The organism is Enterobacter sp. WP_7_1 (assembly GCF_003688535.1).
Classification (GTDB): domain Bacteria; phylum Pseudomonadota; class Gammaproteobacteria; order Enterobacterales; family Enterobacteriaceae; genus Enterobacter; species Enterobacter asburiae.
The window spans coordinates 47,235-59,016 of sequence record NZ_REFK01000007.1 but is presented as its reverse complement, the minus strand read 5'-3'; the positions used below and the strand labels follow the sequence as shown (position 1 = coordinate 59,016).

The 11,782-nt window shown below is 59.9% G+C and carries 12 protein-coding genes; 2 read left to right on the top strand and 10 right to left on the bottom strand.

Translation table 11 applies throughout. From position 1 onward, the window contains the following. Window positions 1-14 precede the first annotated feature (14 nt). Window positions 15-503: an N-acetyltransferase gene (yhhY, locus tag BJ885_RS21260; protein ID WP_045143059.1), complete on the top strand. Its 489-nt coding sequence runs from the start codon at window positions 15-17 to the stop codon at window positions 501-503. Window positions 504-591: 88 nt separating this feature from the next. Here the strand turns inward: yhhY and ggt are convergent, their stop codons facing one another. Then, on the bottom strand, window positions 592-2,337 hold the full coding sequence (gene ggt, locus BJ885_RS21255) for a gamma-glutamyltransferase (RefSeq protein WP_183128644.1): 1,746 nt from the start codon (window positions 2,335-2,337) through the stop codon (window positions 592-594). A 123-nt stretch (window positions 2,338-2,460) separates the two neighbouring features. On the opposite strand from ggt, the gene BJ885_RS21250 reads away from it, so the two are divergent. Next, complete coding sequence (locus BJ885_RS21250; protein ID WP_121932740.1) at window positions 2,461-2,838, top strand: DUF2756 family protein; 378 nt, start codon at window positions 2,461-2,463, stop codon at window positions 2,836-2,838. On the opposite strand, the gene ugpQ is transcribed toward BJ885_RS21250, so the two are convergent. The 9 genes from ugpQ to livH all read right to left on the bottom strand — a co-directional run bounded on the left by ugpQ (window position 2,822) and on the right by livH (window position 11,746). Further along, window positions 2,822-3,568: a glycerophosphodiester phosphodiesterase gene (ugpQ, locus tag BJ885_RS21245; RefSeq protein ID WP_121932741.1), complete on the bottom strand. Its 747-nt coding sequence runs from the start codon at window positions 3,566-3,568 to the stop codon at window positions 2,822-2,824. The two genes, BJ885_RS21250 and ugpQ, sit on opposite strands and share 17 nt — an antisense overlap. Then, entirely contained in the window at window positions 3,565-4,635 is a 1,071-nt protein-coding gene (locus BJ885_RS21240) for a sn-glycerol-3-phosphate import ATP-binding protein UgpC (RefSeq protein ID WP_029742187.1), read from the bottom strand. Before BJ885_RS21240 ends, ugpQ begins: the two co-directional genes overlap by 4 nt. Window position 4,636: 1 nt before the next feature. After that, complete coding sequence (ugpE, locus tag BJ885_RS21235) at window positions 4,637-5,482, bottom strand: sn-glycerol-3-phosphate ABC transporter permease UgpE (protein WP_013099125.1); 846 nt, start codon at window positions 5,480-5,482, stop codon at window positions 4,637-4,639. Continuing rightward, window positions 5,479-6,366 carry a sn-glycerol-3-phosphate ABC transporter permease UgpA gene (ugpA, locus tag BJ885_RS21230; RefSeq protein ID WP_023310026.1) on the bottom strand — a complete coding sequence of 296 codons (888 nt, stop codon included), beginning with the start codon at window positions 6,364-6,366 and terminating at the stop codon, window positions 5,479-5,481. Before ugpA ends, ugpE begins: the two co-directional genes overlap by 4 nt. A 127-nt stretch (window positions 6,367-6,493) precedes the next feature. Further along, a complete protein-coding gene (gene ugpB / locus BJ885_RS21225) occupies window positions 6,494-7,810 on the bottom strand; it encodes a sn-glycerol-3-phosphate ABC transporter substrate-binding protein UgpB (protein WP_121932742.1) in 1,317 nt (438 codons plus the stop codon). A gap of 256 nt (window positions 7,811-8,066) precedes the next feature. Then, window positions 8,067-8,780 (bottom strand): high-affinity branched-chain amino acid ABC transporter ATP-binding protein LivF, encoded by a 714-nt coding sequence (livF, locus tag BJ885_RS21220; RefSeq protein ID WP_008500102.1) that lies wholly within the window; start codon window positions 8,778-8,780, stop codon window positions 8,067-8,069. 1 nt (window position 8,781) lies between these two features. Then, on the bottom strand, window positions 8,782-9,549 hold the full coding sequence (gene livG, locus BJ885_RS21215) for a high-affinity branched-chain amino acid ABC transporter ATP-binding protein LivG (protein WP_023310024.1): 768 nt from the start codon (window positions 9,547-9,549) through the stop codon (window positions 8,782-8,784). Beyond that, the gene (livM, locus tag BJ885_RS21210) at window positions 9,546-10,823 is read right to left on the bottom strand and encodes a branched chain amino acid ABC transporter permease LivM (RefSeq protein WP_121932743.1); all 1,278 of its coding nucleotides are present in this window, start codon (window positions 10,821-10,823) and stop codon (window positions 9,546-9,548) included. Before livM ends, livG begins: the two co-directional genes overlap by 4 nt. Further along, window positions 10,820-11,746: a high-affinity branched-chain amino acid ABC transporter permease LivH gene (gene livH, locus BJ885_RS21205; RefSeq protein ID WP_008500099.1), complete on the bottom strand. Its 927-nt coding sequence runs from the start codon at window positions 11,744-11,746 to the stop codon at window positions 10,820-10,822. Before livH ends, livM begins: the two co-directional genes overlap by 4 nt. Between the last annotated feature and the right edge of the window lie 36 nt (window positions 11,747-11,782).

Sequence of the window (11,782 nt, the reverse complement as noted above, 5' to 3'; positions counted from 1 at the left end):
CTGAGGAATAAGGAATGAGTGAGATAGTGATACGCCATGCGGAACCGAAAGATTATGACGCCATTCGTCAGATCCACGCCCAGCCGGAGGTGTACCACAACACGCTACAGGTTCCTCATCCCTCTGAGCAAATGTGGCAAGAACGGCTATCCGACCAGCCCGGCATCAAGCAGCTCGTCGCCTGCATAGACGGTCATGTTGCCGGCCATCTGTGCATCGTCGTCGCGCAACGCCCGCGCCGCAGCCATGTGGCTGATTTTGGGATTTGTGTCGGCGCGCAGTGGCAAAACCGGGGCGTTGCCAGCGCGCTGATGCGCACCATGATTGATATGTGCGATAACTGGCTGCGCGTTGACCGCATTGAGCTGACGGTATTTGTCGATAACGAACCGGCGATTGCGGTGTACAAAAAACACGGGTTCGAAATTGAAGGCACCGGCAAACGCTATGCCCTGCGCAACGGCGAGTATGTAGATGCGTATTATATGGCGCGAATGAAGTAGTTTGTTGCCCTCACCCTAACCCTCTCCCACAGGGAGAGGGAATGAAAAACGTAGACCGGGTAAGGCGAAGCCGCCACCCGGCAAACCATCAATACCCCGCCGATAAATCATCCACCGACCGCGGGTCCGACGCGCCAAACAGCGCCCCGTCCGGCCCGACCATAATACTCTGGGTGCTACCCATCGCCTCCTTCACCGCCACCTTCTGCCCGCGCTGTTCAAGCAGCTTAATGGTGTCCGGGCTAAAGCCCTTCTCCACGCGCAGCTCGTCCGGCAGCCACTGGTGGTGGAAACGCGGGGCGTTGGTCGCTTCGGCGACGTTCATGCCAAAGTCGATGCTGTTTACTACCATTTGCAGTACGGTGGTGATAATACGGCTGCCGCCAGGGCTGCCGGTCACCAGCCAGGTTTTCCCGTCTTTCACGACAATGGTGGGCGACATGGACGACAGCGGACGCTTCTTCGGCCCGACGGCGTTGGCATCACCGCCGACCAGCCCGTAGACGTTTGGCACGCCCGGCTTGGCGGAGAAGTCATCCATCTCGTTGTTCAGCAGAATGCCGCTGTTGCCCGCCACAATCCCGGTTCCGAAGGTGGTGTTGAGCGTATAGGTCACCGCCACCGCGTTACCGTCTTTATCCACCACCGAGAAGTGGGTGGTCTGGTTGCTTTCATACGGCGCCAGCTTGCCGGGGCGGATCTCGCTCGACGGTTTGGCCTTGTTGATGTCGATCTGATCCGCAATGGATTTGGCATACGCCTTGTTGGTCAGCGCCTGCCACGGCACCTTCACGAAATCCGGATCGCCGAGATATTCCGAACGGTCGGCGTAGGCGCGTTTTTCCGCTTCCGCCATCACCTGCATGGCGTCCGCGCTGCCAAAGCCGAACTTGTGCATATCGAAGTTTTCAAGAATATTGAGGATCTGCACGATGTGGATCCCGCCGGAGGACGGCGGAGGCATGGAGAAGACCTCGTAGCCGCGATAGGTGCCGCTAATTGGCTCGCGCTCCACCGCCTTGTATTCCGCCAGATCCGCTTTGGTGATGAGCCCACCGTTCTTCTGCATCTCTTCCGCAATCTGGTCGGCAATCGCCCCTTTGTAGAAGGCGTCCGGACCGTGCTCCGCAATCAGCTCCAGGCTTTTGGCAAGGTTCTTCTGCACCAGCCTGTCGCCCTTCTTCAGCGGCTCGCCGTCTTTCCAGAAGATGGCCTTGCTGTTTTCGTGATTCGGAATCACTTCGCTGCCGTAGGTCTTGAGATCGTCCGCCAGCGCATCGTTTACCACAAAGCCGTCGCGCGCCAGCTTGATGGCAGGCTGCACCACCTTGTTCAGCGGCATCGTGCCGTATTTTTCCAGCGCCAGCGAGAAGCCCGCGACGGTGCCCGGCGTGCCGGAGGCGAGATGCGAGGTCAGGGATTTTTTGCTGTCAGGGTTACCCTGGTCGTCGAGGAACATATCGCGGGACGCCTGGGAAGGCGCCATCTCGCGGAAGTCGATGGCCGTCGTTTTGCCGTCTTTGGTGCGCAGCATCATAAAGCCGCCGCCGCCGAGGTTACCCGCCTGCGGATGCGTTACCGCCAGCGCATAGCCGACGGCGACCGCTGCATCCACCGCGTTACCGCCCTGCCTGAGAATATCGACGCCCACTTTTGTTGCCAGCGCATCCACTGACGCCACCATGCCATGGGTTGCCCGCACGGGATGAAAAACATCTTCCTCCACGCCGTAAGAGACCGGAGGCGCCGCTGGCGGGTTGGCCGCCACGCTAAAAGTACCGCCTGCCATCAGCGCGGCGATGGCGACCCAGCGCAAAAACGTTGGTTTCATCATTATTGTTCTCCAGGTGATAGGGTCCATATTCCCGGCTTAAGCCTGGTTCACAACTCCTAAAAAATCATCGTCATGGTGAAATCAGGGTAAACTTAAGAGAGACCTCAAAAGGAGGAAATGACAATGAAACGCTTATTGATTCTTACGGTGCTGATCCCGTTTGCCGCGCTCGCACAGCCGCTTAACACCATGAACAACCCGAACCAGCAGGGTTACGTTATCCCGAGCCAGCAGCGCATGCAGACGGAGATGATGAGCCAGCAACAGCAGCAGAAAGGGATGCTTAACCAGCAGCTTAAAACGCAGACCCAGATGCAGCAGCAAAGCCTGCAAAATCAGATGAACGCCAACACCCAGCGCGTGCAGCAGGGGCAGATGCGCGAGCAGCCGCTGCCGAATAAAAACGGCGGGATGTTAGGGGGAATGACGTCGTCAGGCAGCGGACAGCAGCACATGCTGCCGCCGCAGTCGAATGGCAGTATGCTTAATCCGCAGAACTAAAGTTCGGGCCGATCAGGTCGATTGCATCGGTACAGATGCTGTCCACGCCCCAGCGCAGCAGTTCGGCTGCGCGCTGGGGTTTGTTAACCGTGTAGACCAGAATATGCAGACCCGCGTCCTTCAGCATCTTCACCCGCGCCTCATCCAGCAGCCTGTGGTTGAGATGGATAGAGACGCACGCTAAGCGTCCCGTCAGCTCGCGCCAGTCCTCGCGCCACTCGTCAAGCAGCAGCCCGCGCGGTAGCTCCGGTACGGCCGCCTGTGCGGCCTCCAGCGCATCGATTTCAAATGATGACAGCAGCGGCGCGGTCATCCCTTCCCACAGCTCGCGCGCGGCCAGGGCAATGACTTTGCCCGTCAGCGGCCCGGTGCCGGTGGTCGGTTTGATTTCGATATTGGCCATCATGCCGTGCTGGCGACAGCGATCCGCCACGTCCGCCAGCAGCGGCAGCGGTTCGCCTTTAAATTCGCCGCTGTACCAGCTTCCGGCGTCCACCTTCAGCAGATCGCGCCACGGCAGCTCGCCCGCCACGCCCCAGCCGTTGCTGGTGCGTTCGAGATTATCGTCATGCAGCAGGAAAATTTCGCCGTCTTTCGACAGCTTGGCGTCGAACTCGATCATCGTGTGACCGTAGCGCGCGCCGACGTCAATCGCCGCCAGGGTGTTCTCCGGCGCCAGCTTACCGCCGCCCCGGTGGGCGACGACGTGGGGATAAGGCCAGTTGCTCATACTCGTTGTCCTGTTTCACCGTCAAACAGGTGCAGATGATTTTCCGGCAGGTGCAGCCACAGCGTGCTGCCTGCTTTCGGACGCTCCTGATGCGCCAGGCGCACCACCATTTTTTGCTCGCCCCAGCGCCCGTGCGCCAGGTTATCTGCACCCAACATCTCCAGCGTGTCCATCACCAGCGGCACGCCGCCGTCCGCCTGAGAGGTTAAAACGATATGCTCGGGGCGGATTCCGAGCGTCATCTTACGCCCGGCGTAGCCACGATAGTACCAGTTGATCGGCAACGCCATCCCGCTTTCCAGCTCAAAATGCGTGCCCGCGCTGCTGATACGCCCTTCGAGCAGGTTCATTGCCGGGCTGCCGATAAAGCTTGCCACAAAGCGGGTGGCCGGTTTCTCGTACACTTCCACCGGGGTGCCAATCTGCTCGGCGATGCCTTTGTTCATCACCATTACGCGCTGGGCGAGGGTCATGGCTTCGACCTGATCGTGGGTCACGTACAGGGAGGTGGTTTTCAGACGACGGTGCAGCTGCTGCAGCTCAAGACGCATCTGCACGCGCAGCTTGGCGTCGAGGTTAGACAGCGGCTCGTCGAACAGGAATACCGCCGGATCGCGCACGATGGCGCGCCCCATCGCCACGCGCTGGCGCTGGCCGCCGGAAAGCTCGCGCGGGCGGCGCTTCAGCAGGCCGTCCAGCTCGAGAATGCGCGCCGCCTCTTTCACCCGCTCGTCGATATGGCCTTTGCCCATGCCGCGGATTTTCAGCCCCCAGGCCATGTTCTCCTCTACGCTCATGTGCGGATAGAGGGCGTAGTTCTGGAACACCATCGCAATGCCTCTGTCTTTCGGCTCCATCTCGGTGACGCGCTGGCGGTCAATCCAGATATCCCCGGAGGTCACGCGCTCCAGCCCCGCCACCATGCGCAGCAGGGTGGATTTGCCGCAGCCGGACGGGCCAACCATCACGATAAATTCCCCGTCCGCCACGTCGAGCGTCAGCGGCTGAATCACCTGGGTTTTGCCGTCCCAGCTTTTGGTTACTGCCTGAAGTTTTAAACCTGCCATCTTATTTCTCGCTATCGACCAGGCCGCGGACAAACGCACGCTGCATGGCTAAAACAATGACTACGGGTGGGATAAGGGTGAGCAGCATCGCCGCCATCACCTGGTTCCAGAGGGTGGTGCCTTCGCCGGTGGCGATCATGCCTTTGATGCCCGCCACGGCGGTGCCGAGGTTAACGTCCTGAATAATCAGCAGCGGCCACAGGTACTGGTTCCAGCCGTAGATAAAGGTGATCACAAACAGCGCTGCGAGGTTGGTTTTCGACAGCGGCAGCACGATGTCGCGGAAGAAGCGCATCGGCGACGCGCCGTCGATGCGCGCCGCTTCAATCAGCTCGTCCGGCAGAGTCATAAAGAACTGGCGGAACAGGAAGGTGGCGGTCGCCGAGGCCATCAGCGGCAGGGTTAAGCCCGCATAGCTGTCGAGCATCTTCAGGTTGGCGATCACCTCCACCGTCGGGAAGATACGCACTTCCACCGGCAGCATCAGGGTAATGAAGATCATCCAGAAGAAGAGGTTACGCAGCGGAAAGCGGAACCAGACGATGGCGAAGGCCGAAAGCATCGACACCGTAATTTTGCCGACCGTAATGCCAAACGCCATGATGAAGCTGTTGAGCATCATCAGCCAGAACGGCGCGCTGTTGGCGCCCACGCCCTGGGTCCAGATGGTCTTCATGTTCTCGAAAAGATGTGTGCCTGGGATCAGCGTCATCGGCGTGTCGAACACCGCTTTGGTGTCCAGCGTGGCGGCAACAAACGCCACGTACAGCGGGAAGAGGATGACGATAATCCCTAAAATCAGCATGGTATGGCTGAAAATCGTCAGCCCGCGACGGTTCTCAATCATTGGTAGCGCACCTTACTTTCGACATAGCGGAACTGCACCACCGTGAGGATGATGACGAGGAACATCAGCACGACGGACTGCGCGGCAGAGGCCGAGAGATCCAGACCGGCGAAGCCTTCGCGATAGATCTTATAGATAAGCGTCGTGGTCGCCTGCACCGGGCCGCCTGCGGTCGCCGCGTCGATCACCGGGAAGGTGTCGAAGAAGGCGTACACGAGGTTAACCACCAGCAGGAAGAAACTCACCGGGGCGATCAGCGGCAGCGACAGCCTGAAGAAACGACGAATGGGCCCTGCGCCGTCAATTGCCGCGGCTTCCACCAGCGAGCGCGGAATGGACTGCAGCGCGGCAAAGAAGAACAGGAAGTTGTAGCTAATCTGCTTCCACACCGAGGCGAACACCACCAGGAACATCGCCTGACCGCTGTTCTGGGCATGGTTCCAGTCGTAGCCCAGTTCGGCCAGGAAGTGGGTAATCAATCCGCGCCCCGGGTTAAACAGGAAGATCCACAGCACGGCGGCGACGGCGGGAGCCACGGCGTAAGGCAGCAGCATCAGGGTTTGATAAATACGGCTGCCGCGCACCACGTAGTCCACCAGCGCGGCGAAAAACAGCGAGGCAACCAGACCGCTGACGGTCACCAGCGCGCTGAACTTCATCGTCGTCCAGAAGGAGTCCAGGTAGTAGCTGTCATGGAACAGCGCGGTGAAGTTGTCCAGGCCAACAAACTGGCTGGAAAGCCCGAACGGGTCGACGCTTTGTACCGAGTACCAAAGCGCTTCGCCCGCAGGCCAGATAAAGAAGATAACGGTGATGACCAGCTGCGGCGCGACCAGAAGATAGGGCAGCCAGCGGGAACGGAACACCGGACGGGATGATGACATAGGTTTGCTCTGTAGGTATTCACCCCTCACCCCGGCCCTCTCCCCAAAGGGGCGAGGGAGAAAAGACGGCTCCGCGCAGTCCCCTCTCCCCTATGGGGGGAGGGTTAGGGTGAGGGGCAGGTTTGAATTACGATTTGGTCGACTGCTCAAAGCGGCGCAGCAGCTGATTCCCGCGCTCTACCGCAGAGTCCAGCGCCTGCTGTGGCGTTTTCTTACCGGTCCACACGCTTTCCAGCTCTTCATCCACGATGGTGCGGATCTGCGGCATGTTGCCCAGACGCAGGCCCTTGGTGAACGGCAACGGCGGCTTGTTCAGCATCTGGCGCGTCGCGATGTCCGCGCCCGGGTTCTTGCTGTAGAAGCCCTGCTCGCGGGTCAGATCGTACGCGGCTTTGGTGATCGGCAGGTAGCCGGTCTTCTGGTGCCATTCGGCAGCGTTTTCCGGCTTCGCCAGGAAGTCGAGGAACTCGGCTACGCCTTTGTAGGTGCCCTTGTCTTTACCCTGCATCACCCACAGGCTCGCCCCGCCGATAATGGCGTTCTGCGGCGCGCCCTTCACGTCAGCGTCGTACGGCATCATGCCCACGCCGTAGTTGAATTTGGCGTAGTGACGGATATCCGCCAGCGAGCCTGAAGAGGCGGTGGTAATGGCGCAGTCGCCGTTGTAGAACTTCTCGGTGGATTCGTCTTTACGCCCGAAGTAGCTGAAGTCGCCCTTCTTGTTCAGATCGGCAAGCTGCGCGATGTGCTTCACCTGCTCCGGCTTGTTGAACTCCAGTACCGCGTCGGTGCCGTCGAAGCCGTTATTTTTGGTCGCCACCGGCAGGCCGTGCCAGGCGCTGAAGTTTTCAATCTGGATCCAGCCCTGCCAGCCGCTGGCGTAGCCGCACTTCATCCCCGCCGCTTTCAGCTTCGCGGTGTACTCCGCCAGGTCCTGCCAGGTTTTTGGCGGCTGCTCCGGGTCTAAACCGGCTTTTTTGAAGGCGTCTTTGTTGTAGTACAGCACCGGCGTGGAGCTGTTAAACGGCTGGGACAGCAGATGGCCGGTTTTGGAATCGGTGTAGTAACCCGCTACGGTCGGCACGAACTGCGACTCATCGAAGTTGATGCCCGCTTCTTTGAACACTTCATAGACCGGTTTGATGGCTTTAGAGGCCATCATGGTGGCGGTACCCACTTCATAAACCTGTAACAGCGTCGGCGCGTTGCCGGTACGGAAGGCGGCGATGCCCGCGCTCAGGCTCTGCTCGTAGTTGCCTTTGTACACCGGCACAATTTTGTAATCCGGATGGGTGTCGTTGAAACGCTGCGCCAGGGAGTCAACTTCTTTACCCAACTCCCCTTCCATGGAATGCCAGAACGGAATGGTGGTCACAGCCATTGCGTTCGTCGCAAAAGCCAGACCCAGTGCCAGACCCAAAGCTGTGTGTCGTAACGATGTCATTGTCATCTCTCTTATTGTGCCGGATGCGCGATATCACGCGTTTTATGCTCGCGAGGTAACATGACATGCTCGAATTACAGAAAAATAACTGTTTGTTTACAGATAAGTGACAGCCAGGCGTCAGGGGGATGATGGTTGTGTGAAGGGGGCTGGGGGGTGGTTTGGGTGCCGTCTGGTGCCCTCACCCCAACCCTCTCCCACAGGGAGAGGGAGAAAACACTAAAAAAGGCAACTTGCGTTGCCTTTTTGCTCTTCCCTATCCGCCCAGGTAAGCGCTCCGCACCGCTTCGTTCGCCAGCAGCGCGTCGCCGGTATCCTCCAGCACCACGCGGCCGTTCTCCAGCACGTAGCCACGGTCGGCCAGCTTCAGCGCCTGGTTGGCGTTCTGCTCGACGAGGAAGATGGTCATCCCCTCTTTACGCAGCTGTTCAATGGTGTCGAAAATCTGCTGAATGATGATCGGCGCAAGGCCGAGCGACGGCTCGTCCAGCAGCAGCAGGCGCGGCTGGCTCATCAGCGCGCGGCCGATCGCCAGCATCTGCTGCTCGCCGCCGGACATGGTGCCCGCACGCTGGATGCGGCGCTCCCACAGGCGCGGGAAGAGTTCATATACCCATTTAATTCGGGTCTGGTATTCATCGCGATGAGCGAAGAACCCGCCCATCGCCAGGTTCTCTTCCACCGTCATGCGGGAAAACACGCGACGCCCTTCCGGAACAATCGCCACCGCCTCGCGCATGATTCTGGCGGTCTGCCAGTCGGTAATGTCTTTACCATCGAACACAATCCGCCCGCTGGTGGCGCGCGGGTCGCCGCAGAGGGTGCCGAGCAGCGTGGTTTTGCCCGCGCCGTTGGCGCCAATCAGGGTCACGATTTCCCCCTGATTGATATGCAGGCTGACGTCGTGCAGCGCCTGGATCTTGCCGTAGTGCGCATTGACCTTGTCGAACGTTAACATCGCTTTTTCCATCTTATGCCTCACCAAGGTATGCGCGGATCACGTCCGGGTTGTTGCGGATCTCTTCCGGCGTGCCGTTTGCCAGCGGCGTGCCCTGGTTGACCACGTAGATGCGGTCAGAAATGCCCATCACCAGCTTCATGTCGTGCTCAATCAGCAGGATGGTGGTGTCGTGACTATCGCGCAGCTCGGCAATCAGCTCGTCCAGCTCTTTGGTCTCTTTCGGGTTGAGCCCTGCCGCCGGTTCGTCGAGCATCAGGATTTCCGGCTGCGTCACCATGCAGCGCACAATCTCCAGGCGACGCTGATCGCCGTAGGCCAGGTTGCTCGCCTGACGGTTGGCGTGCTGCAGCAGGCCAATTCGGTCGAGCCAGGTGGCGGCGCGGTCGAGCGCTTCATCCTGCGCGCGGCGGAAGGCCGGGGTTTTCAGCAGGCCGGAGAACAGCCCGGTTTTCAGCTGCTGATGCTGTGCCACCAGCAGGTTCTCAATTACCGTCATCTCGCGGAACAGACGCACGTGCTGGAAGGTACGCACCACGCCCATGCGGGCAATCTGCTGGCCCGGCAGCCCTTCCAGATGCTGGTCGCGCAGCATGATGGTGCCGCCCGTCGGCTTGTAGAAGCCGGTCAGACAGTTGAAGACCGTGGTCTTTCCCGCGCCGTTCGGGCCAATCAGGGAGACAATCTCTTTCTTGTGCAGATCCAGATTCACGTTGTTGACCGCCAGCAGGCCGCCAAAACGCATCATCAGACCGTTAACGGATAATAATGGCTGACTCATGCCTGCTCTCCTTTCGCTTGCCCGTTCTTCAGCTTCAGCTGTGGACGGGTCATCGGCAGCAGACCCTGCGGACGCCAGATCATCATCAGCACCATCAAACCACCCAGCATCAGCATGCTGTATTCGTTAAAGTCGCGCATCAGCTCGCGCGAGACCACCAGCAGGATGGCCGCGAGGATCACGGCGAACTGCGAGCCCATCCCGCCGAGCACCACAATCGCCAGCACGAAGGCGGATTCGGCAAAGGTGAAGGATTCCGGGCTGACGAAGCCCTGACGCGCGGCAAACAGCGTTCCGGCGAAACCGGCAAACGCGGCGCTGATGGTGAACGCGGTCAGCTTGATGCGGGTCGGGTTCAGGCCTAGCGAGCGGCAGGCGATCTCATCTTCACGCAGCGCTTCCCACGCGCGGCCCAGCGGCATGCGCAGCAGACGGTTGATCACGAACAGGGTAATCACCACCAGCAGCAGCGCCACCAGATAGAGCCAGATCACGCGGTCGGACGGGTCGTACTTGATGCCAAAGAAATTGCTGAAGGTATCCCAGCCGCCTTCGCGGGCGGTACGGCTGAACTCCAGGCCGAAGAAGGTCGGTTTCGGGATCTGGCTGATGCCGTTCGGGCCTCCGGTCACTTCGGTGTTGTTAAGCAGCAGGATACGGACGATTTCGCCGAAGCCTAAGGTCACAATAGCCAGGTAGTCACCGCGCAGGCGCAGCACCGGGAAGCCAAGCAGGAAGCCCGCCGCGGCAGAGACCAGCCCCGCCAGCGGCAGGCAGGTCCAGAAGCCGAGACCGTAATAGTGGTTCAGCAGCGCGAAGGTATAGGCACCGATGGCGTAGAAGCCACCGTAGCCCAGCACCAGCAGGCCAGAGAGCCCCACCACCACGTTCAGACCGAGGCCGAGAATCACGTAGATCATGGTCAGAGTGGCGATATCCACGGTGCCGCGAGACACCACAAACGGCCACGCCACGGCGGCCACCAGCAGCGCCACGAGGAACAGCTTCTGCTTAACGTTAGAACCGTCGATTGCCGGCAGGACGAATTTCGGCCCGGAGACGTTTTTCAGCGTCTTCTGGAACAGCGGACGCAGCAGCTGGAACAGGAACACCACGGCCGTACCGATAAATACCCACTGCCAGCGGATGTCAGCTGCGGTATCGACAACCAGTTTGGTGCCATTCAGCTCAAGCTGGACGCCCATAAAGACGCCCGCCAGCACGAAGAACATGGCGGCAGAGAGCAGCGCCATTGCAAAATGCATCGGTTTCATACTTTCTCTACCTCCGGACGGCCCAGAATACCGGTAGGCATCACCAGCAGAACCAGAATCAGCAGGGCAAACGACACCACGTCTTTATACTCCGTGCTCAGGTACGCCGAGGAGAGCGCTTCCGCCACGCCCAGGATCAGGCCACCGATCATCGCGCCCGGAATACTGCCGATACCGCCCAGAACCGCCGCGGTGAAGGCTTTCATCCCGGCCATAAAGCCGATGTACGGGTTGATCACGCCGTAGAACTGGCCCAGCAGGACACCCGCCACCGCCGCCATCGCGGCGCCAATCACGAAGGTCAGGGCAATCACGCGGTCGGTGTTGATGCCGAGGAGACTCGCCATCTTCAGGTCTTCCGCGCAGGCGCGGCAGGCGCGTCCCATACGCGAGTAGCGGATGAACAGCGTCAGGGCGAGCATCGCAATAAAGGTCACGACCCAGATAACCAGCTGCATGGTGGTGATAGAGGCCGCGAAGTTTTCGCTGGCCCCCACGATCCACTGGCCGTTAAACAGGCTTGGCAGCGCCACGTCGCGCGAGCCTTCAGTCAGGCTGACGTAGTTTTGCAGGAAGATCGACATCCCGATCGCGGAAATCAGCGCAATCAGGCGCTTGGAGCTGCGCACCGGCCGGTAGGCCACGCGCTCAATGCTCCAGCCGTAGGCGCTGGCAATCACGATCGCGCCGACAAACCCGGCGGCGACCAGCAGCCAGCTGCTGTCGATGCCCATCATCATCAGGGCGGCGATAATCATGAAAGAGACGTAGCTACCGATCATGTACACCTCGCCGTGGGCGAAGTTGATCATGCCGATAATGCCGTAAACCATCGTATAGCCGATGGCGATCAGCGCGTAGGTGCTTCCCAGCGTAACGCCGTTAAACATCTGCTGCAGGAAATAGAGAAACTGCTCGGACATATGCAAACCTTTTTATACCCGCCCGTCATACCGGGC

What these genes read in the sequence shown, in the direction of transcription:
- yhhY (WP_045143059.1), top strand. Translation starts at nt 15, where the DNA reads ATGAGTGAGATAGTGATACGCCATGCGGAACCGAAAGATTATGACGCC.
- ggt (WP_183128644.1), bottom strand. Translation starts at nt 2,337, where the DNA reads ATGATGAAACCAACGTTTTTGCGCTGGGTCGCCATCGCCGCGCTGATG.
- BJ885_RS21250 (WP_121932740.1), top strand. Translation starts at nt 2,461, where the DNA reads ATGAAACGCTTATTGATTCTTACGGTGCTGATCCCGTTTGCCGCGCTC.
- ugpQ (WP_121932741.1), bottom strand. Translation starts at nt 3,568, where the DNA reads ATGAGCAACTGGCCTTATCCCCACGTCGTCGCCCACCGGGGCGGCGGT.
- BJ885_RS21240 (WP_029742187.1), bottom strand. Translation starts at nt 4,635, where the DNA reads ATGGCAGGTTTAAAACTTCAGGCAGTAACCAAAAGCTGGGACGGCAAA.
- ugpE (WP_013099125.1), bottom strand. Translation starts at nt 5,482, where the DNA reads ATGATTGAGAACCGTCGCGGGCTGACGATTTTCAGCCATACCATGCTG.
- ugpA (WP_023310026.1), bottom strand. Translation starts at nt 6,366, where the DNA reads ATGTCATCATCCCGTCCGGTGTTCCGTTCCCGCTGGCTGCCCTATCTT.
- ugpB (WP_121932742.1), bottom strand. Translation starts at nt 7,810, where the DNA reads ATGACATCGTTACGACACACAGCTTTGGGTCTGGCACTGGGTCTGGCT.
- livF (WP_008500102.1), bottom strand. Translation starts at nt 8,780, where the DNA reads ATGGAAAAAGCGATGTTAACGTTCGACAAGGTCAATGCGCACTACGGC.
- livG (WP_023310024.1), bottom strand. Translation starts at nt 9,549, where the DNA reads ATGAGTCAGCCATTATTATCCGTTAACGGTCTGATGATGCGTTTTGGC.
- livM (WP_121932743.1), bottom strand. Translation starts at nt 10,823, where the DNA reads ATGAAACCGATGCATTTTGCAATGGCGCTGCTCTCTGCCGCCATGTTC.
- livH (WP_008500099.1), bottom strand. Translation starts at nt 11,746, where the DNA reads ATGTCCGAGCAGTTTCTCTATTTCCTGCAGCAGATGTTTAACGGCGTT.